The organism is Burkholderia sp. AU27893 (genome assembly GCF_002223205.1).
Lineage (GTDB): Bacteria > Pseudomonadota > Gammaproteobacteria > Burkholderiales > Burkholderiaceae > Burkholderia.
On the sequence record NZ_NKFD01000007.1, the window covers coordinates 82,419 to 105,693 of the forward strand.

General features: G+C 62.5%; 26 protein-coding genes. 12 read left to right on the top strand and 14 right to left on the bottom strand.

The window, feature by feature from the left end; all coding sequences use genetic code 11:
* Window positions 1–48 precede the first annotated feature (48 nt).
* The 3 genes from CFB47_RS39320 (at window position 49) to CFB47_RS39325 (ending at window position 1,122) form a co-directional block, all read left to right on the top strand.
* On the top strand, window positions 49–348 hold the full coding sequence (locus CFB47_RS39320) for an H-NS family nucleoid-associated regulatory protein (RefSeq protein WP_070162843.1): 300 nt from the start codon (window positions 49–51) through the stop codon (window positions 346–348).
* A gap of 91 nt (window positions 349–439) precedes the next feature.
* Window positions 440–601: a hypothetical protein gene (locus CFB47_RS41515; protein ID WP_174990677.1), complete on the top strand. Its 162-nt coding sequence runs from the start codon at window positions 440–442 to the stop codon at window positions 599–601.
* Window positions 598–1,122 (top strand): nucleoside 2-deoxyribosyltransferase, encoded by a 525-nt coding sequence (locus CFB47_RS39325; protein WP_070162844.1) that lies wholly within the window; start codon window positions 598–600, stop codon window positions 1,120–1,122. The genes CFB47_RS41515 and CFB47_RS39325 overlap by 4 nt, the downstream gene beginning before the upstream one ends.
* A gap of 130 nt (window positions 1,123–1,252) precedes the next feature.
* Here CFB47_RS39325 and CFB47_RS39330 read toward each other — a convergent pair whose 3' ends face one another.
* Complete coding sequence (locus CFB47_RS39330) at window positions 1,253–1,531, bottom strand: hypothetical protein (RefSeq protein ID WP_070162845.1); 279 nt, start codon at window positions 1,529–1,531, stop codon at window positions 1,253–1,255.
* 74 nt (window positions 1,532–1,605) lie between these two features.
* A complete protein-coding gene (locus tag CFB47_RS39335; RefSeq protein WP_070162846.1) occupies window positions 1,606–3,285 on the bottom strand; it encodes a DNA sulfur modification protein DndB in 1,680 nt (559 codons plus the stop codon).
* 224 nt (window positions 3,286–3,509) lie between these two features.
* Between CFB47_RS39335 and CFB47_RS39340 the strand changes: the two genes are divergently transcribed.
* The 3 genes from CFB47_RS39340 to CFB47_RS39350 all read left to right on the top strand — a co-directional run bounded on the left by CFB47_RS39340 (window position 3,510) and on the right by CFB47_RS39350 (window position 6,120).
* The gene (locus CFB47_RS39340; protein WP_226292502.1) at window positions 3,510–3,992 is read left to right on the top strand and encodes a DUF6884 domain-containing protein; all 483 of its coding nucleotides are present in this window, start codon (window positions 3,510–3,512) and stop codon (window positions 3,990–3,992) included.
* Between the two features lie 95 nt (window positions 3,993–4,087).
* On the top strand, window positions 4,088–5,179 hold the full coding sequence (locus tag CFB47_RS39345; protein WP_070162847.1) for a hypothetical protein: 1,092 nt from the start codon (window positions 4,088–4,090) through the stop codon (window positions 5,177–5,179).
* 74 nt (window positions 5,180–5,253) lie between these two features.
* Window positions 5,254–6,120: a GTPase gene (locus CFB47_RS39350; RefSeq protein WP_070162848.1), complete on the top strand. Its 867-nt coding sequence runs from the start codon at window positions 5,254–5,256 to the stop codon at window positions 6,118–6,120.
* A 124-nt stretch (window positions 6,121–6,244) separates the two neighbouring features.
* Here CFB47_RS39350 and CFB47_RS39355 read toward each other — a convergent pair whose 3' ends face one another.
* From CFB47_RS39355 to CFB47_RS39370, 3 genes are all read right to left on the bottom strand, one after another.
* The gene (locus CFB47_RS39355; protein WP_070162849.1) at window positions 6,245–6,703 is read right to left on the bottom strand and encodes a hypothetical protein; all 459 of its coding nucleotides are present in this window, start codon (window positions 6,701–6,703) and stop codon (window positions 6,245–6,247) included.
* A gap of 711 nt (window positions 6,704–7,414) precedes the next feature.
* Window positions 7,415–7,939, bottom strand: coding sequence for a hypothetical protein (locus CFB47_RS39365; RefSeq protein WP_070162850.1), 525 nt, complete (start codon window positions 7,937–7,939; stop codon window positions 7,415–7,417).
* A 478-nt stretch (window positions 7,940–8,417) separates the two neighbouring features.
* Entirely contained in the window at window positions 8,418–8,831 is a 414-nt protein-coding gene (locus CFB47_RS39370) for an antirestriction protein (protein ID WP_226292501.1), read from the bottom strand.
* A 177-nt stretch (window positions 8,832–9,008) separates the two neighbouring features.
* On the opposite strand from CFB47_RS39370, the gene CFB47_RS39375 reads away from it, so the two are divergent.
* From CFB47_RS39375 to CFB47_RS39390, 5 genes are all read left to right on the top strand, one after another.
* The gene (locus tag CFB47_RS39375) at window positions 9,009–10,994 is read left to right on the top strand and encodes a ParB/RepB/Spo0J family partition protein (protein WP_070162851.1); all 1,986 of its coding nucleotides are present in this window, start codon (window positions 9,009–9,011) and stop codon (window positions 10,992–10,994) included.
* A gap of 196 nt (window positions 10,995–11,190) precedes the next feature.
* Window positions 11,191–12,036: a DUF932 domain-containing protein gene (locus CFB47_RS39380; RefSeq protein WP_070162852.1), complete on the top strand. Its 846-nt coding sequence runs from the start codon at window positions 11,191–11,193 to the stop codon at window positions 12,034–12,036.
* A gap of 528 nt (window positions 12,037–12,564) precedes the next feature.
* Window positions 12,565–13,206, top strand: coding sequence for a DNA methyltransferase (locus CFB47_RS39385; RefSeq protein WP_070162853.1), 642 nt, complete (start codon window positions 12,565–12,567; stop codon window positions 13,204–13,206).
* Between the two features lie 69 nt (window positions 13,207–13,275).
* Entirely contained in the window at window positions 13,276–13,458 is a 183-nt protein-coding gene (locus tag CFB47_RS41010) for a hypothetical protein (RefSeq protein ID WP_143330924.1), read from the top strand.
* On the top strand, window positions 13,458–13,640 hold the full coding sequence (locus CFB47_RS39390; RefSeq protein ID WP_070162854.1) for a hypothetical protein: 183 nt from the start codon (window positions 13,458–13,460) through the stop codon (window positions 13,638–13,640). Before CFB47_RS41010 ends, CFB47_RS39390 begins: the two co-directional genes overlap by 1 nt.
* An 18-nt stretch (window positions 13,641–13,658) precedes the next feature.
* Here the strand turns inward: CFB47_RS39390 and CFB47_RS41520 are convergent, their stop codons facing one another.
* A complete protein-coding gene (locus tag CFB47_RS41520; RefSeq protein WP_070162855.1) occupies window positions 13,659–14,264 on the bottom strand; it encodes a hypothetical protein in 606 nt (201 codons plus the stop codon).
* A 1,151-nt stretch (window positions 14,265–15,415) separates the two neighbouring features.
* Here CFB47_RS41520 and CFB47_RS42105 point away from each other — a divergent pair.
* Window positions 15,416–16,054, top strand: a complete 639-nt coding sequence (locus tag CFB47_RS42105) for a hypothetical protein (protein WP_174990678.1) — start codon at window positions 15,416–15,418, stop codon at window positions 16,052–16,054.
* Window positions 16,055–16,502: 448 nt separating this feature from the next.
* Here the strand turns inward: CFB47_RS42105 and CFB47_RS39405 are convergent, their stop codons facing one another.
* From CFB47_RS39405 to CFB47_RS39440, 8 genes are read right to left on the bottom strand one after another with little or no spacing between them, the layout of a single operon-like run.
* Window positions 16,503–19,157: an LPD7 domain-containing protein gene (locus tag CFB47_RS39405; protein WP_143330925.1), complete on the bottom strand. Its 2,655-nt coding sequence runs from the start codon at window positions 19,155–19,157 to the stop codon at window positions 16,503–16,505.
* A complete protein-coding gene (gene mobC, locus CFB47_RS39410) occupies window positions 19,147–19,548 on the bottom strand; it encodes a plasmid mobilization relaxosome protein MobC (RefSeq protein ID WP_226292500.1) in 402 nt (133 codons plus the stop codon). Before mobC ends, CFB47_RS39405 begins: the two co-directional genes overlap by 11 nt.
* Before the next feature lie 11 nt (window positions 19,549–19,559).
* A complete protein-coding gene (locus CFB47_RS42025) occupies window positions 19,560–20,090 on the bottom strand; it encodes a PH domain-containing protein (RefSeq protein ID WP_089464356.1) in 531 nt (176 codons plus the stop codon).
* Window positions 20,087–21,343 (bottom strand): DUF1173 domain-containing protein, encoded by a 1,257-nt coding sequence (locus CFB47_RS39420; protein ID WP_070162870.1) that lies wholly within the window; start codon window positions 21,341–21,343, stop codon window positions 20,087–20,089. Before CFB47_RS39420 ends, CFB47_RS42025 begins: the two co-directional genes overlap by 4 nt.
* Window positions 21,344–21,357: 14 nt before the next feature.
* Complete coding sequence (locus CFB47_RS39425) at window positions 21,358–21,657, bottom strand: hypothetical protein (protein ID WP_070162860.1); 300 nt, start codon at window positions 21,655–21,657, stop codon at window positions 21,358–21,360.
* Between the two features lie 17 nt (window positions 21,658–21,674).
* On the bottom strand, window positions 21,675–22,160 hold the full coding sequence (locus tag CFB47_RS39430; RefSeq protein ID WP_070162861.1) for a hypothetical protein: 486 nt from the start codon (window positions 22,158–22,160) through the stop codon (window positions 21,675–21,677).
* Window positions 22,157–22,909 (bottom strand): StbB family protein, encoded by a 753-nt coding sequence (gene stbB, locus CFB47_RS39435; RefSeq protein ID WP_070162862.1) that lies wholly within the window; start codon window positions 22,907–22,909, stop codon window positions 22,157–22,159. Before stbB ends, CFB47_RS39430 begins: the two co-directional genes overlap by 4 nt.
* Window positions 22,906–23,274 (bottom strand): hypothetical protein, encoded by a 369-nt coding sequence (locus CFB47_RS39440; protein WP_070162863.1) that lies wholly within the window; start codon window positions 23,272–23,274, stop codon window positions 22,906–22,908. The genes stbB and CFB47_RS39440 overlap by 4 nt, the downstream gene beginning before the upstream one ends.
* Between the last annotated feature and the right edge of the window lies 1 nt (window position 23,275).

Consider the following 23,275-nt stretch of genomic DNA (forward strand, 5'->3'; position numbering starts at 1 on the left):
GTATATTTATTGATCCAGCAACCTTATAGAGGAAAGTCTTTCACATTCATGGCTACCTATCTCGAACTGAAAGCGCAAGCAGAAGCCCTCGCACAGCAGGCCGAAGAAGCGCGACTTGCAGAGCTGGATGGCATCATCACGACGATGCGTGAGCAGATCGCTGAATTCGGCATCACTCCCGATCAGCTTTTCGGCCGACGTCGCGCTGGTGCGGCGAGCGAGCGCGCGCCGATCGCGCCGAAGTATCGTGATCCGAAGACGGGTGCCACCTGGAGTGGCCGCGGTAAGGCGCCGCGATGGATTGCAGGGAAGAATCGTGCCCGCTTCCTGATTGCCGACGCCGAGTAAATCGGCGAGCACACTAACCGGAGCTTGGTACGGGCCGGTTGTGTTTAGTGACTATGGTTTAACTAGACTCCAAATTTACGTGAGGAGCATCATGTTCTCGCCATACATTGAACCGCTAATCCGGCTCCGCGACTGGGCCATCCGCTGGTGGCTGATTCTCATGGTCGGCACGGTGGTTGCTGCCGGCGTCCTTGGCTCCGTCGAGCTCGGGATTCGCGCGATTGTCCGCGCGCTGACTGGCCATGCCGTATGACACGCCCGATTGTTTATCTCGCGGGCTTCGATGTGTTTCGTCCGGATGCGGCCGCCTACGGCGCTACTTTAAAAGTGCTATGCGACGAGCTCGGTTTCCGAGGGGTCTTTCCACTCGATGCAGAGATCGGCCCGGGCTTAGCGCCTGCGCACCAGGCGCGTCAGATCTACGAAAGCAACATCGCGTCGATCCAATGCTGCGACGTCGTGATGGCAAATCTGGCCGACTTCCGTGGCGCCGGCGAGCCGGACTCGGGCACCGCGTTCGAGGTCGGTTTTGCAGTAGCACATGGCAAACCGGTCTTCGCCTACACGAGCGACGTCGCGCCGTTGATCGACCGGGTGCCCCGCCATCCCAGCGCAGGTCGTCGGCCAGAATGCATGCGCGGCTACCTTATTGAGGATTTTGGCCTACCGGTCAACTTGATGCTCGCCTGCTCGGCGACGATCGTCAGTGGTGGGCCACGCGACTGCCTGCAGGAGATCGCAGTATCGCTGAATGTCCGGCCCCTACCGGCTTGATACTCAGCTCCGGCAAGTGTCGTTTCCGACGCTTGGCGCGACCAGGCGCGCTCATCCCAGGAATCCCTAGCGAGAATCGGATTGCACGCGTGCCGGCGGCGGCCGGTAGCTTGATTCGGGCGAACTTGCGCTACTTCGCGGGCTTGGGTGGCCGATGGGACTTCGCGAGTCCACGCTGGACCAGCGCCGCGTATAAGTCGAACGCCGGCTTAAATTTCTCCTGGATTGCCTTCACATGGACCGCAAGCTGCTGTCGCTTGTATCCATAGCGTTCCGCTGCCTCGGACAAGGGCACACCCTGCACCAGATGATCACGTAGCGCGCTGAGCATGCTCTCGTTCTCGATCCGTGAAAGCGCGAGCATGGCGGCCAGAGTCTCTGCAGTGAGGGGGTAGTCCGGGACTTTCATCGGGTGGGTGCATTACCTTTCGTTGTCTTCGTTCGGGCAGAGCGGCGCCGGTGTGGCTGCCGCTCCGCACCACGTCATGCGGCCACAGCGGTCTTCGATGTGAGCTTTGATTGGAACTCGCCATCCAGGCGCATCTCGAGCTCCGCCATCTCGGGCGGCAGTGAAACATGCGCCAACAGCAGCAGCCTTGAGGCCGTCGCCTTCACGCCGTCCGACGTCTTCTGCATTTTACCGAGAACGACGCAGCGGTTATCCCACATCAGCGAGGCGCGCCGCGGATCAACCTTCGCGAGGGCGGCCATCTGATCCCACCGCGCGAGCTCTGGATGAATCACGCCCTCCTCTGGGCGACCGTGATCCAACATGTAGCCGGTAAAGAGCGCGCGTCGCGCGAATATGCCCAGCGCTTCGAGCCACACGGCGTGGCCGATCACAAATTCTTCGCGCACCTCGAAGGCAGGGAGATCGCCGTTGATCATCGCGGCCCAATGCGGAACGTGCCGTGCGCACGCTTCGAAGAACGTCTTCAGAAACGCGTCGATCTGGGCCAACTGCTTGGGTTCCAGCTCGACGACGTTTTTCTGGGTGACCCCGGTGAGCAGCGAGAGGAACTTCTTGAACGCGACCAGGCTCCAGAGTTTCGAGGACTTGGCCGCTACCGCCGAGTTCTCGACATCGATCCGCCGGTCGATCCCCGGCAGCATGTCGATGACCGACAGCGCCCAGGCATTGAACGGATCGCGCCGGTCGTACAACGCGTTGATGGCGGATGACGGCTTGACCTGGCGGCCGTTGATGTCGGCAAACATCTGTTGCGAGCGCTCGAGGCCCTGATCGAAAAACATCGTCACGACGATCGACTCCTCACGCAGTGCCGGCCGGCGAGCGATCGCGAGTTCGATGCCTTTGCGGCGATGCTGACCGTCGTTGATCAACAGCGTGGCACCCATCGGCACATGTAACAGACCGATGCGTCCACCAGCACCCGCCACGGGTAGCGGCTCGAAAGACATTTCGGCCGACACGCTCGCGGTGATCGCCGGCAGCACGTAGCTATCGGGGTTGTCGACCAGATACTCGCCAATGTCCGCGGCGCGGCGCTCGTTGAGTTGGCGCTGCGCACGCAGACGCGCGGGCACGGTGTCCTCCTCGTCGAATGCGAAGAGCTTGACCAGGGCGCTATACGGCACCTGAGCGGCATAGTAACTTCGGCCCGCTTGCGTGCCGGCGACGGCGGGAAACGTGTAGGTGAATTCACTGCGCTCCGTTGCGAGCTCGTTGGTCACCGCCTCGACGCGCGCGCGTCGCTCGGCATTCGCTAGGCGATCGATCTGTGCGGCATCCAGCTCGGCCCGCGCCTTGTCCTCGTATCGCTCGCGCAGCTCGCCCAGCGACAGCTGCAGATGCTCGAGCATCCACGCGGTGTCTTCCTCCGTCACGGGCTTGCTGCTCTGCCAGTAGGGGTCGAGCACCCCTTTCATCGCATAGATCGCGTCAGCATCGAACTTCATCTGCAGATAGCGTTGCGCCAACTCCGGATATGCCTGCCCTTTGACCAGCGGCGTGTCGTGATCAATGAAGCCAAAGCCAGGCGTTCGGGTGGAGCACTCCCTGTCGCGGTTGAGCTTGCGCGCGCGCTCGGACGCTTTGTGCGACTCCGCATGCGATGAGACCACTGTTCCGAATGCTGCGTCGCCGACGTCGGAGAGAAACATCGCCTTCAGGGTGATGACGTAGAAGTTGTTGCGAGCCATGGTCCAAGGTCCTCGATTGAGTTTCGCGCCGGCTATTGGAGAGGCGCGATGACGGTAACGCCATGACTGAATACTACGTTATGCATACGAGATTAAGCAATAGATATCTATTGCTCGTTTTCTCGATTATCGACAATAATGGAGTCTCCAACGCAAACGAGGCAGCCATGGAAAATCGAGCCACTCAGCGTCCCGAGTCGACTCGCTCAATTCGAGCTCGCTGCTTGAAGGAGATCCGCATGCCTCCCTTGAATCAGCTTTCGCCGACCCTCGTGATCATGGCGTGCTCCGCGACCAAGCTGGAGCATGCGGCACGAGCAATCGATCTGTACCGAGGTGTGATGTACAGCACGTTCCGCGTGAACGTCCGGGCAACGTCGGCGCCGGCGGTGATGATCCTGTCCGCTCTGCACGGCTTCATTGCGCCGGACACGATCATTGAGCCCTACGATCAACTGATGACGCCCGCCCGTGCCGACCTCATGCTCGGCGAGCTCGACCGCTTCATGCCGACGGCGTGGCCGGCGTCGGCACGCTCGATCCTGCTCGCTGGCGGCCGGAACTACAGGCGCGTGATGAACGCCGGTCTAGCACGCCAGGTCGAACTCGGGCACATACCGGCGGGTGCGCTTGTGCTGGAGACAGGCGGCAGTATCGGCTATCAGCGCCAGCAACTGGGGGCATTTCTGCGCGGCGAGCGCCTGTAGGCGGCCGCTCGCGTGTCAATTGCAGGGCGATCGTCACGTGGTCGCCGTACAATCGACCGATCGCGTATCCACCTGCCCGAGGAAGGGAGCATCGCATGAGTACCTCCACACGTACCGTCACCCGCTTGTTCGACCTGTTCACCCCAGAGCAGCTCGAGGAGCTCGACAATGCACCGCTACTACCCTCCGGTGTACGCCACCCGTCGTGGTTCCCGCTGTGTGCGCGGGAGAAGCTGCGCGTGGTCGATATCTTGGTCCACGAATCGGTGCCGCGCATTGCCCAGGAGACTGGTGGCGAAGCGTGGTTGGAAGATCTCGTCGATCGCCTTCTCAATCTCCAAGACGAGAGCGGAGCCTCGTCGGCCCTGGCGGAGATCCGCGCATACGGCGGTCTGCTTGAAGCGGGATTCAAGGTGACGCCGATCATCAGACGCAGCGACGCCACGCCGGATTTCTCGGTGGACGCCGGCGACGGGCCGGTGACGGTCGAGGTGTTTCAGAAGCACCAGGACAAGGAGCAGGACAACCTCGTGGCGGCCGCGAACACGCCGAACGGTCAGCACCCTTACGGGATCGAACGCTCGGAGATAACGGAGGGTGATAGGACGGTGCGTACGACAGTGACCGTGTTGACCCCGGGCGGGCGGCCGGATCCGAAGAAGGAAGGGGACAGCGTCCAGGCCAACCTGATTAGCAGGGTCTGCGGGATGAAGCCGGACGAGGGCCAGGTGGACCCCGACCGGCCGTGCGTGCTCGTTGCCGATTTCACCAACTTTGGCGGCGCCATAGCCTCGCAACTGGTCAAGCCGCACCAGACGTCGCCGCTCATTCGTGGATCCGCTGGTCGGGAGTTGTGCAGTGGTGGGATGTGGTACGGGGTCTACGGCTGGAGGGATGCGCCCGTGTTCGAGGATCAGTCAGGCCCGAAGCGTATGGGACACGACGGGCGCTTCCGCCTCGAGGGCAAGAAGAAGAGTCGCCTGTCGGCCATTCTGTTCGTGTTCCATGAGGACGTAGTGCTTCTCGAGAACCCGTGGGCGCCGCGTCCGCTGCCGCCGCTCGCCCGGTTCGCCTTCAGCTGCTATCCATATTTCAACATGCCTTTTTCGATCGCCGACTGGCATCCTGGCAACACCTTGGCGATCGTCGAGGCCCAGCGTCGCATGATCGAAGCGTTCGACGCTTGACACACGACACAAGGGGTAGCCGCGGAGAGCCGGTGCCCTACCACCAACATCCACTCGAAGGAGCGTGCAATATTATGGCCATCGACCCTCACCTGGTGAAGGCGTTCGGCGACGTGCTGCGCAGGCATGGCGTCGAGGTCACGAAGGACACCATCGAGAAGATCAGAGAAACCTTGGGCTACGTGCCGAGGGTCGGGGTGCTCGGCAAGACCGGGGTGGGAAAGTCCGCGCTCTTCAACGCACTGTTCGGACACGACGTCGCTGAAGTCAACGACGTGTCCGCATGCACACGTGCACCGCAGCAGGCCCTCCTCGACATGCAGGGCGATCTTGCCGGCGTGCTCCTGGTCGACCTGCCCGGCTTGGGCGAAAGCGCCGAACGCGACGTGGAGTACGCAGCACTCTACCGCAACCTCCTCCCGGAATTAGACCTGGTGTTGTGGGTTGTCAAAGCCGACGACCGCGCCCTGGCGGCCGACAAAGCCTACTATCAGACGATCGTGGAGCCGGAAATCGGGCGCAGCGCGACGAAATTCCTGGTGGTGGTCAATCAATGCGACAAGCTGGAGCCGACAGACGCCTGGATCCGGGACGAGCGCCGGCCAGGCGCCGAGCAGCTCGCGAACATCGAGCAGAAGCGATCGGACGTTGGCGCCCTCTTCAACCTTCCGACCGCCGAGATCTGCGCCGCCTCCGCGACACGCCGCTGGCAACTGACCGAACTGGTCGACCGAATGGTCCTCGCGTTACCGGAACATGCGAGGTACGGATTCGTCCGGGGAACCAGGGAAGAGCACGTTTCGGAGAGTGCCAGGCAACATGGGGCCAAAGGGGCAGTGACAACGTTGCTGAAGGAGATTGGGTTAGCGGTGGGTATGGCCGCATTTGCCGCGCTGGTGGCTGCCATCGCCGCCCGCTCTGCAAAGCGCGACGGAACGTAGAACGGTTCCCCGCGGCTCGGCCTCCAGCAGCTCGAGGCAGCTCTCCGCTGCAGGGTTTGCGTGTCGCAAGGACCGATCCAGTGCGCTGTCCGACCGACCCGAATCGCGATCGCGACGAGTCCGGCTACGGCGTTCGGAATTCGCTGTCGACAACGGCGAGCTCGTCGACGAGATCTCGCTGGCCGGGCTGCGGCGCGTGAACTGTCGGCGCCCGCCGCAGCCGAGGATGGCCGCCGCGTCGCAACGCTGCCGCGACGCCTTGCAATTGCGCCCACAATTGGTCGGCCGCCGCCGGCGTCAGCGTATCAGCCGCTGTATCGATTGCGGTGACGATCCCCTCGAGCTGCGCCGATGCACTTGCAAGCGTGGGCCGGGCACGAGCCAGCTCTGAACTCGCGTGATAGACCGCAAGCCACCGATTGAGCGATGTGTGCTCTTCGACCGATAGCAGCTCAAGCAATGCTCTCGGAACCTCATCTCCTGCGCGAAATGCCCCAATAAGCAGCTGACGGTTGCGCCCCGTTTCCGTGGAGCGTTGAACACGCAACAGCTTCACCTGGCGACCCTGTTCGCGGATGAGCATGGGTTTGTCGACCTCGTGATGGAGACGTGGGCAGGATAGCGCACGACTGTGTCACGGGCTACGGTGTGATGTCACAGCGACTCGGGATCAATACGCCAGATCGGGCCTAATCCGGCAGCGTCGCAAAGGAGTGCCCACGCCGAATACGGAATGGCCGCCTGGTTGGCAATCCACCGCCGAATCTGGCGGCCGGTCGGATCCGCAAGACCGAGGTATCGGGTGGCAGCTCGTGCGCTCATACCGGTCCGACGAACGACCTCCTGAACTTCAGAGCCGGTTGGTGACGCCCAGTGGATGGCCGGCTGCAGGCATTCCGGTCGGATTTCCATTTGGACAGAGCTACTCATCATTTACCTCGTTGATTCGGTGATTGGGTGTCTATCGCGGCACGCAATTTTGCGAGGACCGGAGAACACTCGGTAGGAAGATCTGGCGCCGGCGCTCCGACCGGCCGCACCGACGCAGCCTCGAGGCATACCATCTCGAGGAACTGAGCCTGCTGGATCCTTGCCGACGCGAGCTCGGCTCGCGCGAGATTACTCGATTCGACGTCGCGCGAGTGCCAGTATGAGAGAGAGCCGGTGATTGCGCCCGCTGCGCCAACCACGAGGCCCAGCGCGAACGCTGCCAACTCAGTGTTGGTCAGTCTCCAACTGAAGAACGATTTCGCGTAGTTCACTTTGCCCTCCGTGGACGGGTGTAGTGTTCGAGTCAAAAAAAGAACGAGCCGATGATGATGCCGGCAACCAGGGTGCCGAGGCTGAAGCCAGATCGGGGCTGCAGCGCCTCCTGTTGCTTGCGCCGGAGTTCGCGTCGACGCTCACGCTCCGCCAGGATTCGCTCCTGGCGCTCCGCTGCCGCCCTCGCCGCTCGCACTTCGTCGCAATATTGATCGAAACCGACTTGATAGATGCGTGCAGCGGCTCGAGCGGACGACTGTACAAGGAGGCAAAGCTGGAGCCACGTCGCAATTCCGACCACGTAGTAGGCCCCTCTTTGGATCCATGCCGGTACCGCTACGCTGAGATCTTGCGAGCCGGTGTCCGAATACACCAGACGGACGCCCAGTTGATGCTCGAAGGCGGTAGCGAAGGGCCGGCCGATGTACTGGATGGCCTGGTCGACGATCGGCACGCCAATCGCGCCTTGGCAGAAGCGAACGGCTTGATACGCGACGACCAACCCAAGCGCGGCGCCCGTAACCTCGATCCCCTTCGCGATGTATTCCTTGTTCACACCCCTCTCCTTTTTTGAACTCCCAGCGGCGGGGCTGGGACTGTTCAATTTAGCCCCCACGGCTTACGCCGCGGGGGGAACACGTACGATCCGAGATCGCGTCGCGATCACGGATCGTACTTGACGACCCCAGTCGGGTCCATACCGGCGCCCTGCACAACGAGACCTTCCGATCCAGCCCCCGCGGCTTGTGCCGCGGAGGAAACACGCTTGCCCCGCGATCACTTCGCGATCGCGGACCAAGCTTGACGACCCCGTAGTGGTCTGCGCAGGCCCCACCGAATCGTCCCTGCGCTTCGCTCCGGGCCGGGCCTCTCCCCACGCATGGCGTGGGTCCCCGTGGCCCTCGATTCGGGCGCGCAGGCGCGCGCGCAACGTCTTCGCGACGTCGCCCCCGAGCTTACAAGAAGGGGGGATCGTCCGCTTCTTCGTCGCGCCGCATGGACGCCCGGTCGCATGACCGAGCGCCCCGTATCAATTAGTCAATTGCCCGGAAGATCTCCCGCTGTTCCGGATGTTGAACCGCGAACGCTCGCAGTGCATGGTAGTGATCGATGAACCGCTCGTCGCCGAAGGTCTCGGCCATGTGGCACAGCGCGTACAACGTAACGACGATGCCGAACGCCTCGGCACCCATCGATCCCTCGTAGCTGTTCAGGTTCCAGCGTACCGACACCGGCGCTGCGATCTCCGGGGCGAGATAGAACGCGCCGTTCGAGAGGCGGAAAAAATGCCACATGCCGCCGTTGTACGTCGAGCAGAGACGGCGCGCCCAATCGTACACAAACGCTTCGCCATGCAGGTATCGCGCGCCGAAGTAATGCGGCAAAAAGTGCATACGCTGTTCCTCGACGACCAGCTCCGAACGAATTTCAATGACGTTTTCTTCCACGGTTTTACTCCGGTTAAGGACCGCTGCGATGTGCTGCGGCCATATCGATATATTAGGACATAAAGACCTAATAGGCAATGAATTTATTTGAATAATTCGTTGCTGTTAGGTCTTTAAGACCTTATTATATGGTTGTGGCCTCGGCGTGGTGCTGAGGTCCGTAACCGGAGAAAACCCGTGTCTGAAATTGCAACGAATGCGACCCCTGCCATCGACGGCCTTGCCCCGCTCCAGTACGTACCCCTCGGCACCTTGCGCGTGTCGCCGCACAACGCACGTAAGAAGCCGCCCACTCGTATCCGCGAGATGGCGGAGGACATCGCCGTTTCGGGCCTGCTGCAAAACCTTGTCGCTCACGTGATCGATGGCGAACCCGGCCAGCATGGCGTGTGCGCGGGACAGCGCAGGCTCGCCGCGATGGACCTGCTCAAAAGTGAGGGACGCGCACGCGACAGCGACCTGATTCCGATTCGCATCGTGTCGGAAGGGGAAGCATTGGCGATCTCCCTGATCGAAAACGCGGAGCGTGAAGGCATGCATATTGCCGACCAATGCGTGGCGTTCGGCCGAATGGCCGCAGAGGGGCGCTCCATCGCCGACATCGCCGGCCGTCTCAACGTGGCAGAGCGGGACGTGCGCCGAGCGTTAAAGCTGGCGAGTGTCTCGCCAAAGCTGATCGACGTGTTTCGCGATGACGGGATGTCGTACGAGCAGGTGTGCGCGCTCGCATTGAGTGACAGTCACGAACAGCAAGAGCGGATTTGGTTCGACGCTAAACAGGATTGGCAGAAGCGGCCCAACGCAATCCGAAGTGTGATCACGCAAGAGGAGACATGCGCGCGCGACAACCCGCTTGTTGCTTTTGTCGGGCTGGACGCTTACGAGGCGGCAGGCGGATACGTGCGCCGGGATTTGTTCAGCGATGCGAAGAATAGCGGATACATCAACGATCTGGAATTGCTCAGCCGACTGGCAGTAGAAAGGCTGACGGCGGTAGCCGTGGACACCGGCGCGGAAGGCTGGTCGTGGGTGGAAACGGCTGTCCAACGTGATTCGACGCTACTCGCACGATATGGCCGGTTGCGCCCGGAGACGCGGGACTTTACCCGCAAGGAAAAGGCCGAGTTTCGGAAGCTTGAGAAGGCCCGTGATGACGCTCGCCAAGCGTTTTTTGCGCACCAAGACTCGGATGCAGCGGAGGACGACGACGCGAAAGGCGAAGCACTGGAAGAGGTCGCGCAAGAGGCGGAAGCGGCTTTAGCCGAACTTGCCGAGCGACGCAACGCTTGGACGGACGAGCAGAAAGCACGCGCGGGCGCTTACATCTGGATCGACTATTCCGGCACCCTGCAGATCGAGCGAGGACTCGTCAAGCCAAGCGAGAAGGCCGCAGTAAAGGAGTCGGGTGTCGTCGGGACCGAGCAAATCACGCCTGAGAAGGCAAAACCGCTGCATGGTGAAACGCTGTGCGAACGTCTGACGGCGCATCGTACCGCTGCCGTCCAGGTGGAACTGATGAAGCGGCCGACCGTCGCCCTCGCCTATCAGATGTTCGCGATGGTGCCGCGCGTGTTCGCCGAGCATTACGAGGCAGGCGCGATGGATGCACTGGATGCGCAGTTCACGCCGACCCATGAACGCCTGTTGCGCGCGGCCGACGACATGGCCGACAGTCCGGCGTGGCTGTTCATCGACGGGGAGCGGCAGAAGTGGCGCGCGGTGCTGCCTTGCAAGGTTCGCGATCTGTTGCCGTGGCTTCTGTCGTGCTCCGAGGACATGCTTGCCAATCTGTTCGCTTTCTGTGTGGCTTCGACCGTCAACGGCCTGAGTCGATGGGACCGGCCGCACGATGTCAACACGTTGGCCGACACCCTTGGCCTCGACATGGCCGCGTACTGGAAGCCCACCCGCGCGAGTTACCTGAACCACGTTTCGAAGCAGCGCATCATCGACGTGGTAACACAGGCGGTATCGGCCGACGCGGCGGCGCAGCTCGTGGGTATGAAGAAGGGCGAAGCGGCGGCGGCCGCCGAACTGCGGCTTGCAGAAAGTGGCTGGTTGCCAGAGGTGCTGGCGAACCGGCAGACGGACACGGTATGGGAGGACGATGAACCGGACGCAGACGAAGCCGACCCGGAGGTTGATCCTGACATTCCGCATTGACGCCATGATCCGATAAGCAACAGTGGCGCCCTGACGGGGCGTCTCTTTTGACTCATACGCCCTCGCCCATTGTCGATTAGACATCGGGCGACTTCCTCATTGAAACAAAAATGTCACTTGCTTAATAGGTCTTAAAGACCTATTATATCGATATGGCCGCAGCATATCGCAGCGGTCCTTATCCGGAGAAAAAGCCGTGACTCAAATTACCCGCCTTTCGCGCACGTTCGCCGCCCACTCCCCGTCGCTGCGCGCAGACACGCCGCTGTCGAATGATCAGATCGCGCGCGTCGCCCCGTCGATCCTCGCGACCGAGGCGCACGAAAGCCGCTCGAATCGCTACACGTACATCCCGACTATCAAGGTGCTCGACGGCCTGCGCAAGGAGGGTTTCGAGCCGTTCTTTGTTTGCCAGACGCGTGTGCGCGACGACAGCAAGCGCGAGCACACGAAGCACATGATTCGTCTGCGCCATGCGACGCAGATCAACGGTGCGGAAGCCGACGAGATCATCATGTTGAACAGCCATGACGGCTCGAGCAGCTACCAGATGATCGCCGGGATGTTCCGCTTCGTCTGCAAAAACGGCATGGTGTGCGGCGACACGCTGTCGGATATCCGTGTGCCCCACAAGGGCAACATCGTGGACAACGTGATTCAAGGCGCGTTCGACGTTCTGGACGGCTTCAACCTGATCCGTGAGCAGAAGGAAGGCATGCAGGCTGTCACGCTGCAGCGCGAGGAGCAAGCGCTACTCGCCGAAACCGCGCTGTCCCTGAAGTACGAACCGAACGCCGACGTGCCCGCGCCGATCACGCCGGATCAACTGTTGCGGGCACGTCGCACGGAGGATCGAAACGACGACCTGTGGACGACGTTCAACCGGATTCAGGAAAACATGATTCGCGGCGGGTTGCGTGGCCGGTCGGCCACTGGTCGCACGATGACAACGCGCGAAGTAGCCGGGATCGACCAAAACGTAAAGCTCAACCGCGCGCTGTGGGTGCTGGGTGAAGGTATGCGCAAGCTCAAGCAAGGCTAACCGCCGAGCCTGCAACGCTCCCAAAGGCCCCGCTTCGGCGGGGCCTTTTGCATGGAGCCACGGTCGGCTCAGCTGCCGCACGCGGCAATGACATTCGCGCGCGCAATCGGGCAATCCAGTGGAGCGCCCGCCACTCCAGATCGAAAGCACCGCTGCGCGGTGCTTTCTCACGTCCAAAGGCGACTTACCACCCTCTCCACGGTCGCCTTGTCGTTCTTGCAATCGCCAGCTCAAGGAAGACCGTCAGCGTGCTAACGGGGGTGTGTCTACCCGTCGCCAACGATCGCCGGAAGTGTGTCGACGGCCGGTCGGTTGACGTGTGCGCAACGAGTGTCGCACACGTCAACCGACCTTCAAGGGCTTTCGCGGCATAAACGACCGGCTCTCCCTGACCGGGAGGCCCATCATTTATTCCACGGTCCCTTGACCGCCGCCCCCCTTCCGGCGCTCGCCAGCGCCGGGTAGACACACTGTGCAGCCGCTGGCGCTGCCGTGCTGCCCATCGTCCTAACCTCGATGGAGCACATCATGGACTTCTTTTACCTTGGCGATTGCCTTGACATTCTCCCCACCCTTCCGGACGGCGTTGCAGACTTCGCACTGACCGACCCGCCCTATCTCGTCAACTACAAGGACCGCTCCGGTCGCTCGATCGCCAACGACGTACATGGTGAATGGCTCGCACCTGCCTTCGATGAAGTGTTCCGCGTGCTGAAACGAGACGCGCTGTGTATCAGCTTCTACGGCTGGACGAAAACAGACGAATTTTTCGACGCATGGCGCTCGGTCGGATTCCGGATCGTCGGACACATCGTGTTCGCAAAGCCGTACGCGTCGCGCGAACGGTTCGTAAAGTACCAGCACGAATCCGCCTATGTTCTCGCGAAGGGGTCGCCGGCCCTGCCCGCGTCGCCGGTGCCGGACGTACTGCCGTGGAAGTATTCCGGTAATCGTCTGCACCCGACCGAAAAGCCGATCGGCAGCATGCGAACACTGATCGAAGCCTTCACGAAGCCGGGCGATCTCGTCCTGGACCCGTTCGCGGGGTCCGGCACGACGTGCGCGGCCGCGAAGCAACTGCGCCGGCGGTATGTCGGCATCGAGCTGGACGCTACCTATCACGCATCGGCCGTCGCGCGCCTGGCGGCGCTCGACGCAATCGCCGCCTGACTATCGACAGTACGGCGCTGCCGGCGCGTGTCTGTGCCGCTGGCGGCCCCCCTCGCGGAGACCTGAACAATGACCCTGAAACCCTATCTTGAGAATGCAATGCTGAGTGCGATCGCCGAGAACATCTTCTGCCTTGTGCCGGCGGCGCTTGTGCATGGCGAAGCCTCGTCCCGCATCGACGTAGCGCTCGGCGACCTCTTGTACGCACTGCGCGAAGCCTACGAGGCCGGTAAGGCCGTGGGGGACGCGTGATGCCCGACCCTGAACGCGACGCGATGCTGGCGGGCATCGCGCGCCGATACCTGTTCGTGGAAACGCTCGAACGCCGTTATCGGGATCGGCTCGACTTCTACGACGTCGCCGTGTGGAGCCTAAAGGATGCGCTCATTGCTGCATTTGACGCCGGCCGTACGCAGGCACGGACCGACCGGTAACACAGCAGGCCGCCGGCATCACGCCGGCGGTCGCTCCGGATTGTCGGGGTCAACAGCGGCCGACGCAGGCTTAGGAGATGGGTCGCGCAGCGGATTCGGGAAATACAGTTCCTTTCGTGCCTGCTGTCGCGCCGCGCGTTGCTCCGGCGTCAGAGAGCGCCGCTGTTCGTGAGTAAGCGTCTCGCTCGTCAGCCAGTCGTCGGGAAGCGCGACCTTCGGCCGTACTACGGCCGCGACCAATGCCTTGATGGATTGGACCGGCCCAGCTGGCCGCTGCGCTGCGGTAGCGGGTGCGTCGTCGGCCGCCGATGCCGGCTCCGGGGCCTGCTGTTCGGAAAGCGACGTGCGGGGGGCAACGGGCCGTGCAGCGGCTCGCCGCGCGTCACGCGGTAGCGGCAGATTACGTTCGCGCCGGACGCGGGAAATCATCACGTCGAGCGTCGCGACGGACAGGTCGAGGCCGTGCTTTGCGAGCAGGTCGCGAATGGCGAGATGCCGCACGCCTGCGTCGATCGCGGCACAGACGTATTCGAACATTTCGCGAAAGCGGGCCATCTTCGAGCGATGCTCGGCCCCGCGTGCCAGTGCCAGCGAATCGTGAGCGAGAAGTGCGAGGTCGGTCATGACGTAGACCCGTGGAGAGCGAGCGCGAGGTGTGCCATCAGTGCATTTGTGACGTGAGACGGGCTGACTGTAGAGCCGCACCGGGGCGGGCGTCAATACGCGGAGGGCAGATTCTTGTGCCGGGTTCTGACCGAAATGATACGGATTCCGTATGGAATCTGAGAGGCCACGACTTGAGCTGTTGGATTTGCGTAGGAGCTTGTTAGGTCGTGTACGGTCGCGGCCCGGCCGCCTGTCGGCCGAGGCACGATGGATATGTAAACGGAAATGCTAACGCATTCCCGTTTTCATATCGCGTGCCCAAAGGGGCGGGCCCCTTTGGAAACCCCGCGGGCTCCGCCCGCTCAACATCCGGCGCCGAAATCGGCGGGGCGCCTGCCGCTGGCAGGCGTTGCGTCGATGCGACATTCGGCTCGTGTCGCGGTGCTTCGAGAGGCGCACCTCCGACGTGCTGATAGCACGCTTGTCGGCGGTGCGGCATCCCGACCAGGTGGTCGGCGTGTGGCCGGTTTCAGGAAGCAGGTGGGTGGGTCGCGCTGGCGACACTGCGCGGAGACGGTTTGGTCGCTGACAGTTAGTTGCGAAGGAGATTCGCGCTGCCCCTCCTCTGTAGACATGCGGGCCGGTGGCGATCGAGGGCAATGGCGGGCAATCGGGCGCGCACACGCGCGCGTTGAGCTCGCGGCCGACTGGTCGGTCGCGAGCGATTTACGCGCCCTTGTCGAGGGCGGCGATAGCCGCCCTCGACTTAGGGCCTGCCGGAGGACAGTCTGCGCTGACCGCTGGCCAATAGTTGGCAAGCGTGCGTAGCACGCGTGACGCCACGGCGGAGCCGTGGGTGGATTTCAATCGGCTGTAGTTAGAGATGTACCCTGGTTAAGAACCGACATTTAAATGCCGTCAGACCCGACAAATAAACGAACTTATACACAGCCATTGACCGGCGGACGGACTGTCGACACGACAAAAGTCACCAATTCGCGGTGGCCGCGGCTACGCCGCGACGTCGCGCTAACGCGAAACACGAGCGCGGGACGTGGGTTGCCCTCGCTCGCGCGATCGAAAGGTGGACAACTATGGGAGAGGTGTCAGCCTGGTGGGGCCAGCTGCTGACGTGCGGCCGCGTAGCAAGCGTCGCGGCCCCATTCGGGATGTTCGGCCTTGATTTGTCCTGCACGGAGCACGAGTGCGCGATCGTACTCGGCCTGGCTGGTTCCGTTGTCGGCACTCTGCCTGCTACGCGCTTGTATCGCGGCGATTTTGTCGGTCAGAACCGTTGCGATCTCCGACGCCTTGCGATCATGCTTCCTCTGCTTCGAAACTCGGCGCTGCGCTCGCAGCAGCGCTCGCGTGCGTTCATGACGGAGCCATCGGCCGAGGCCGAATGCTTCGAACAGTACCGGCGCGATGTATCGAATTGCCGCGATCCCTTTGTATCGGACACCTTGGTCCGATTCCTGGACCTCGCATTGCCGGCGAAGCTTCACGAGCTTGGCGCCAGCCAGATCGCGCAGCGCACGCTCCGCGCGGCGCAATGGCAAGCCGGCCTGCTCCGCGAGGTAAGAGAGAGTGAAGTCGACCCAACCGTTGGCACCTGGTACGCCAATCCGCAGCGTCGCCAGGTCACAGAATTTGATCATCGCACGTGCGAGCTGCACACATGCAACGCGCCGTTCGCTGCGCTGCTGACGGGGGCTACCGTTCTGTGCGTTCAGGCGTCCAAGCCACTGCGCCGGCTGGTCGAGATATCGGCCGAGGCGCATCTTCAACTCGCGCAGGATGCGCGGTGAGCGAGCTGACGCAGGAAATGGAATGTCGGCCGGCCACACCCGCTCCGGAAGTGACCGACTCGGATCGGGCGTCAACGGCTCAGCCTGCCCGGTTGTTGGCGGGCATTGCGACATGTTGAATGGAAGTGCGACCGGCACGATGGGCGCGCTACCGTGAACCGCGCTCCTGGCCACTACGCAACGTGCGTGTGGCGGTCGACAGCAATACCTGCCGACGCCGCGTCGAGACCGCGCCGGTGCATGTTTTGGAGACGGCTTTGTGAGGTTGGTTCATCTGCTCGAATATTAAGAAAATAAGGCGGCAGATGACGCTTGACAGAACGTTGTCCTCTCCTACAATCAATTCTCTGGTGAGGAGGGTGACTGTCGGCGTCTGGGATACGTTCGGTAGGCATCATCCGGGAGAGCCCCCGTCTAGTCCACGGGGGCTTTCTTTTTCTCGGCTAGATCACGGTTTCATCTCCGGTTGCGAGGACGGCACCACGTCGACCGTCTCGATGTGCTGCGCGACCGGCGATCCGACCGCCGTGTCGACGCGCGACGGCTGTGCCGCCTGCAGGTGTGAATCGATGCGAACATGACGCGCCTCGGTCAGTGCACGATTCAAGGCCGCGTCACTGAATTGAATGCTCAGCCCGGCGGCAGCGGCCACCTCGACAGCAGCCTGCTGAAACGTCGCGCTACCTTCGAGCTCAAGCGTCCGGCCGAACTTCATCTGCGAGAGCCGCAACCCCGCCTCGAGCGCGGCCCAGTCGATCGCGAGCACGTCGACAGCGTTACCGCGATCGACGATCAGATCGTGGCCATCGCGGCTATAGCAGATGCTCCCGCCGGCGCTGACCGAAAGTGCGAGATCCTGGCCACCGAAGACGATAGCGTTCTCTCTCCATTCGACTGCGCCGGGCGACCGGACCACTCCGACCGCGCGCCGATCGGGCTCGGTCGGTTTGCCGGTCCGACGCAACTCGGCGATCGCCGCGACGTCGCCCCCCTGGGCCCGTTCCTGTAACCATTCGGTAAAGGTCGGGCCGGACGCCGGTCCGTGTTGCGCTTTCAGCGCATCGCGTTCGTGACGAACAGCCGCCGCAAGTGACGTCTCGTCGAGTGCACGACTGAATCGCGCGGCCGACAACGCCTGACGCTGAGTCGCGCGGGACATCGTCGGATCCTGGCGCAGTGCAGTGCGCTTGCCCTCGAAGGTCTCGACAATTGTGTCCCGGCGACTGCGCTCCCCTTCCCGCTGGTTCTGCCATGCGTTCTGCCGCGCACGGCCGCGAGCCTCGCGTTCCATCACATACTCACGCCACAGCGCTGCTCGCGGCTGCTCACGAACACGGGGAATCGGATGCCCATCGAGCTGGCGCTGGTAGACCGCCTTGAGTAGCGGCGCTGCTTCCCGCCAAGGCAGATTCAATTCTTTGGTTAAAAAATCGGACACCGTCAGATGCCGGCGGCCGGCACGAATGCGCGTGCCGCCATCCTTTCCGGTCACAACCATGTATTTCTGCGGCAGGACCCCATGCGAATGGGACAGCTCCGCCAGCAGCCGCTCGCCGCTGAGTCGCCGGCGGATCTCGCCAAACTCGCCACTCGCGGCCCGTTCGCGCTGCCGCTCATGTACATCACGGGTACGTTGGGAGATCGCGTTGTCGGCTACTCGCCCCGTCGACTCTCTTTCTCGCGCAATTTCTCGATCGCGATCGCGAGGCCGTCGCAAGCGATACGCGGATACGGGACGCTCGGGCTCCAGGTAATCGTCCGCATGATCTGGCAGTAGCACTGTACGTCCTTCGGGGACCCGAACCACAGCGCTGCTGGACAGCGCTCGCACAAGGTCGAAGGGTTCGGGCGCAAACTCCTGTTCATCTGCCCAAGCGCCAAACTCGTCGTCGGCATCGATGCTGGCGCCGCCTGGCCCGCCAGGTTCGAATCCGGCAGGTGGTCCGGAGAGGGTGATGTCGTCGAATGGGCTGTCGAATGGCCCGTCAAAAGGTCGCTCGACGTCGTCTGGTCGAAGTGGTGCGAATCCGGAGGTGTCGTCATCATGAAATTCCCTCAAATGCTGGGCATAGAAGCCCCGTTCCAGTTCATCCAACATCAGCTGCCGATCGGCGGCCGAAGATTCGTAATAGCGCGCCCACTGAAGTGCGTTGCCGCTATTGAGATACTTCACTTCGCGCGCACGGCTCGAGGACCACTCATCGAGCAACACCTCGATCTCATGTGGTGTCGCGCGCGGAGCCTTCCGGTCTTCGTAGTTCGCCGTAGCGTCGGCCGATAGCTGGGCACGCTTCTCCTCGGTCGACAGCTGGATGAATTCGCGCGAGAACACGAAGTCCTTGAGGTTCACGCCCTTGGCCGCCTCTGGCGGCTTAACGTTCGGATATTCGTCGTCGCTCCCGGCATTGCGCATCCGCACGGCGCCGTGTTCGGCCAACAGCGTCATAAAGTCCTCGTAGCGCTCGATTCCACGATCGAGCACCGCGTCGAGCAACGCCTCCTTCAACTCACGGCCGACTGGCTTGAACAGATCTCCGCGATAGCGGCTGAGCATCTCTGACGCGTCGGTCAGCTCAACGCGACGGTTGTCTTTTGGGCTCGCGAGCCCGTATTGCGCGTTGATGTGTTCCTGAATCGCGTCGATGAATGCGAGGTTCTTCTTCACGTAACCCAGCGGCTCCAAGTGCATCCCCGATACGAGGTTGAGCTTCGGAATCACCACGTGGATGTGCGGCTTGCGCTCCACGAGTTCGCCGGTCTTCTGATCGATGTAACTTTTCACGCGCGGCAGGTGCGCCTCGGCGTAGAAATTCATCTCGTCGGGGCGGTATGCCGAAAACACGAAGGATTTGAAATCCCGTACCACCGCGTCGAGCGTCGCCCGGTCAACGGCGTCCTCCTTAAAGCTCAACGTGATCGACAAGTACCGATCGACGTTCGGCGCCACATTGATCATCTGAATGATTGCGTCGGTGACATCGAGATCGCCGTCGAGCACGACCCGCTCGTCGAGCTCGTCACGGTCAAGTTCACGCCCGGCCTTTCGACCGTCTTCGAGATACGCCTTTACGCCGTCGTGGCGGCCCTTCACTCTAATCAACACGATGGAGGTGCGCTTTCAGGAGTTGCGTGATCAGTTCCAGTTCGTCGAGCAACGCGACGAACAGGTCGTCGCGCAGCTGGCCTGCAGCATTCGCGTGGTTCGCGACATGGGCCAGTTGGTTCAGGTTGTTGCCGGTCTTGTTGATCACGAACACGATGCGCTTGTAGTCGGCACTCACGGGCGGCCGCGCGACGATCTGAGTCCGGTTTGTCAGCACGCACTGGCGCAGAAACTCCGACTGGCTCAAACCCGATGCCCGGACTTTCTCGACGAAAGCCTGCCGCTCAGCCTCGGTCAAGCGCGTGCTAATCGGCGTTCCGAGCCCGTTTTCTGCACGGCGACGACCGCGCTTCGGCCGCGCGTCGAGGGCGCCCAAGTCGTTGTTGCTCACGGTGTGTCCCCTTACGCTCGCCCGATATTGAGTTCGCCGACACCGCGCGCAATGCGCAGTGCGACCGCATATCGCGTCAGCTGATCGCGCCACTTCACCGCGTCTGGCACCCCATGCAAAACCCAAACTGGATGCCATGCATCGCTGGTCTCGATCACCAGCGTGCCAAACCCGAGTTGCGCTTGCCACCAGGCAGCTTCGACGACCACGTTCTGGATGCGAAAGAGCTCGAGACTCGTGGTACGGCGCGAGGCAATCCCTGTCGTCATGGTCAGCCGCTCCGTATCGATCACGACCCGGATCGCACGCGTCTGTGCCATCGCAGCTGCGGCAACGACAGGCGACACCAGCAGCGCGAGCGCAAGCACCGGCCACATGCGCGTGAACGCCGCAGCAGCGGCAAGCCCAACGATCAAAGCAGCTTCGGCTAAGGCCGAGCGCATGATCAACGGCAAGTTCACCATCCATACTGGTGATGCGTCGAACCAGACGTGCGGCGAACGCGTCCACTGTCCCATCGAGGGCGGTTGGCGCTCCATCATTCGTCCGCTCCCGCTGCTTTGGTCGGCGCCGGCAAGGCGAGGCGTGCCGGCCGCGGGTACTTCGGAGATGGCAGGATGGGCATCGGCTCACCCGCCTCCCAGAGCCATCCGTCGATCTCGCTGTCCGCGATAAGCCCCTCGAGCGCAGCTCGCGCTGACGGCGCCGCACCAGGCGTCGCTACGTACAGCGCAATCGGTTCGACGGTATCGGTCAATACACAGCTCGCCAGCGCCTGGTCATCTGCCAGGTTGTAGCGCAGGCTTTTAATGAAGCGGCGCTCGTCGGCCGACAGCGCGTCGACTATCATCTTGTCGTAGGCATCCTCGAACGGGATCCAGTTTCCCGTTACTACCATTGCTGAGAGCGTTGCAAGCGACGCGATTCCCGTCGGCCCGAGGAAGAACGTCCCGATCACCACCAGACGCGCATCGTCCACGCTGTCCCACAGGCCGATTGCGTTCGCAAAGCGCTTCTCGAAGCGCCGGTGCAGGTCAGTGTCCATCATGAACGGGAAGCTCGGCAGGTGCTTCAGGATCAGCTTCATTCCAAAGCGGGACGGGACGATATCTTTGACCTCGCCGATCACAATCATCATCGCTCGAGTCTTTCCCGGCTTCATCAGCTCGGCCATCGCCGCGATCCGACGCGCCGTCAGCTCGGCGTCCCGTTCCTTCGACCACGGTTCCGCAACGAACACCTGCTGTGCGAGCGGCGCCTTCTTCGCGGTCTTACCGTGCAGCGCCTCCGACAATGCCCGGCGTACGACGTACCAACTGCGTCTCCCAGCCATTGCCGGCGACCAGCGATTCAAGCCAGCCTCCTCCCACAGATAGTGCAACAGGCCGCGCAGGGTCAGTTTGGTCCCGTCCGTTCGGACGGTATCGCTTTCTTTGCCCGATGCTTCCGGCGCGGTGCGACCACTCGACTTGCTCATGCTGAAGTCGAGCCGTAGTGTCGTCGGTCCCTCATCCCCACCATCTTGGACTGCCTGGCCGACCACGGCGCCGCGACCCGATAGCTCGGGGGGCAATTCATGCGAATCGCATCCAAGCTTGTGTTGTCCAGCGGTGCCCGGCATCCGCTTGATGAGGAACCGACCATCGAACTGTGCGATGTACATCGGGATCCCTGGCTCGGGATCCCGGCAGTTGCAAAGCGGCCGGATCTTCCCCCGGTACGCTTTAGCGAGATGGCTCTGCAGGTCTTCAGCATCAGCCTGTACCACGGTGGTATCGAAGCGATAGGCGTGCATGTCGAGCATCCTGTTCAAAATAGCGAAGGTTGACGGTCCGGAGCGACGGTCGGTGTCGACGCGCTCGGCACTGTCGTCATGCGAACCATCAGCGGCACGCCGCATCCGTCGATAGTCAGGCTCAGTCCGTACACACCTACGCCGACATGATCAAGCTTCGTCCACGTCGGCATAAAGCCACGTTGCCGTGCGAGCCGTGTGAGTGCCGACTTGCTCATGCCTCTCATGCAATCCGCGACGAACTGGGCGCCCCGCTGCGGCATTAGGTGCGGCGGGAAGGTATCGGGTAAGCCGAACGTGTCGAGTTGTTCCATGGTGCGTGGGTGCATCGTTAGTGGTGGAGCGCGGCCGACAACAGGCCGAAGCCGAGTATCGAGAGGCCCGAGCTCAGCGCCGCGGTAAGCAAGATGGTCCGCCACGGCGTGGGCGCTGGACGTGGAAACGTGATCAGCTGCTGCAGCTTCGTCAGCTCGGCCTGCAGCGCGTCGACCGCCTCGCGACGCGCCAGGCGTGATGCGCGTACCGCCAGCTCGCCCTTAAACGCGGCCTCCGAATGTCCGACGATCTCGGCAAGCCGATCCGTCGTGTCGCGCGCGGCCACCAAGGTCGCGGTCAGGCGTTCGTCCGTCTCGTGGATCGCAGGGGCGACGTGCTTCAGTGCCTCCATCAGATTCCAGACGTCGCTGACGAGGTCGGCGATCGCGGCCTCGCGCAATTCGTTGCTGCTAGGCCAGCGTTGAAGCCCGTCGAGTACCGAAGCACCCGCGGGGCTCTCGCCGGCCAACTGCGCTTCTCGGCGCTGCGCCGGCGCATTCATGCAACTGTCTCCCGCATCACGGCCTCGAATACCGCATCCAGCTTCGGGCTGATCGATCTGGCCTTGGATTGGAGGATCCGCCGCCGCGACAGGCGCACGCGCTCGCCTGAATCGGTAGCGGCCGCAATCGCCGCTCGGTAATCGGTTTCGTCGCGACAGAGCGCGTGCAAGGTCGTTCCCAGCTCGGCCGCCAGCGAAAACACGTCACTTTTCGGAACAACCGCCGACGTATCGAGCATGAAGTGTCCTCCCCGTCGATGAAGCTCGAGCAGCGGCGCGAAGGCACGTCCGACCGAAACCTCGACCGTCTCGTTGCGCTCGACCACCACCTGGTTCAACACGACGCGAATGCGTTCGGGTTCGACGCCCAGGTCGGTTAGCAAGTCGATGGTCTTGAGCGTGTCCTGTAGCTGCTTGCGATCCGGCACGGCGGGGACCACAAAAAAGCCATAGTCCTCTTGGAGCCCCGACGCTTCATCCAGCCGCCGCAGATACTCCTCCACGTTCGACGCGCCGATGTCGACCAGGAACGCGCGTCCCTGCATCAACTCCTCGTGGAGCTCGTCAAACTGGCCGGCGATCATCACCTGCACGTCTCCCCCGCGATGCGCAAGGTCGGCCTCATCTGCATTGATGGATTCGATCTGGCGCACCGGCATCCCAGGAAGGCGCGGAGCGAACAGTTCGCGGGTAAGGGTCGTCTTGCCAACGTTGCCGGAACAGTTGACGAGAGCAATGCTGATATTCATTTGACGGTCTCCAAAGTGGATAAGGCAGGCGTGTACGCGACGAACACGTTGTGTCCGGGCCGGGCTTCGCACAGGAACGTGCCGGTACGGGGAACCCTTTTAACGGGTTGGCCGAGCACTCGTAGCCCGGTGTCGAGGTGCCGTTCGCCGAGCGCGTGGACGCCAAGGCGGCTGCCAGCCACGACACTGGTGCGGGCTTCGATGTCGGCCAGGTGCGGCCAGCGGGCGCGCAGTGCATCAACGAAGGGATCGACCATCGCGTCAGCCAACCGGTATGCGTCGAACCACCCCTTCCGGCGGGCAGGGTGCAGGCGCAGCCATCCCGGCAAGACACGCGGCGATCGCGCAGCGGCGATGGCCGGCATC

Bases quoted from the DNA above. Each gene is read 5' to 3' on its own strand.
- CFB47_RS39420 (WP_070162870.1), bottom strand. From the start codon at position 21,343: ATGCACGCCTATCGCTTCGATACCACCGTGGTACAGGCTGATGCTGAA.
- CFB47_RS42025 (WP_089464356.1), bottom strand. From the start codon at position 20,090: ATGATGGAGCGCCAACCGCCCTCGATGGGACAGTGGACGCGTTCGCCG.
- CFB47_RS39345 (WP_070162847.1), top strand. From the start codon at position 4,088: ATGAGTACCTCCACACGTACCGTCACCCGCTTGTTCGACCTGTTCACC.
- CFB47_RS39390 (WP_070162854.1), top strand. From the start codon at position 13,458: ATGCCCGACCCTGAACGCGACGCGATGCTGGCGGGCATCGCGCGCCGA.
- CFB47_RS42105 (WP_174990678.1), top strand. From the start codon at position 15,416: ATGTTCGGCCTTGATTTGTCCTGCACGGAGCACGAGTGCGCGATCGTA.
- CFB47_RS39425 (WP_070162860.1), bottom strand. From the start codon at position 21,657: ATGGAACAACTCGACACGTTCGGCTTACCCGATACCTTCCCGCCGCAC.
- CFB47_RS41010 (WP_143330924.1), top strand. From the start codon at position 13,276: ATGACCCTGAAACCCTATCTTGAGAATGCAATGCTGAGTGCGATCGCC.
- CFB47_RS39325 (WP_070162844.1), top strand. From the start codon at position 598: ATGACACGCCCGATTGTTTATCTCGCGGGCTTCGATGTGTTTCGTCCG.
- CFB47_RS39330 (WP_070162845.1), bottom strand. From the start codon at position 1,531: ATGAAAGTCCCGGACTACCCCCTCACTGCAGAGACTCTGGCCGCCATG.
- CFB47_RS39385 (WP_070162853.1), top strand. From the start codon at position 12,565: ATGGACTTCTTTTACCTTGGCGATTGCCTTGACATTCTCCCCACCCTT.
- CFB47_RS41520 (WP_070162855.1), bottom strand. From the start codon at position 14,264: ATGACCGACCTCGCACTTCTCGCTCACGATTCGCTGGCACTGGCACGC.
- CFB47_RS39350 (WP_070162848.1), top strand. From the start codon at position 5,254: ATGGCCATCGACCCTCACCTGGTGAAGGCGTTCGGCGACGTGCTGCGC.
- CFB47_RS39355 (WP_070162849.1), bottom strand. From the start codon at position 6,703: ATGCTCATCCGCGAACAGGGTCGCCAGGTGAAGCTGTTGCGTGTTCAA.
- CFB47_RS39430 (WP_070162861.1), bottom strand. From the start codon at position 22,160: ATGAATGCGCCGGCGCAGCGCCGAGAAGCGCAGTTGGCCGGCGAGAGC.
- CFB47_RS39335 (WP_070162846.1), bottom strand. From the start codon at position 3,285: ATGGCTCGCAACAACTTCTACGTCATCACCCTGAAGGCGATGTTTCTC.
- stbB (WP_070162862.1), bottom strand. From the start codon at position 22,909: ATGAATATCAGCATTGCTCTCGTCAACTGTTCCGGCAACGTTGGCAAG.
- CFB47_RS41515 (WP_174990677.1), top strand. From the start codon at position 440: ATGTTCTCGCCATACATTGAACCGCTAATCCGGCTCCGCGACTGGGCC.
- CFB47_RS39320 (WP_070162843.1), top strand. From the start codon at position 49: ATGGCTACCTATCTCGAACTGAAAGCGCAAGCAGAAGCCCTCGCACAG.
- CFB47_RS39440 (WP_070162863.1), bottom strand. From the start codon at position 23,274: ATGCCGGCCATCGCCGCTGCGCGATCGCCGCGTGTCTTGCCGGGATGG.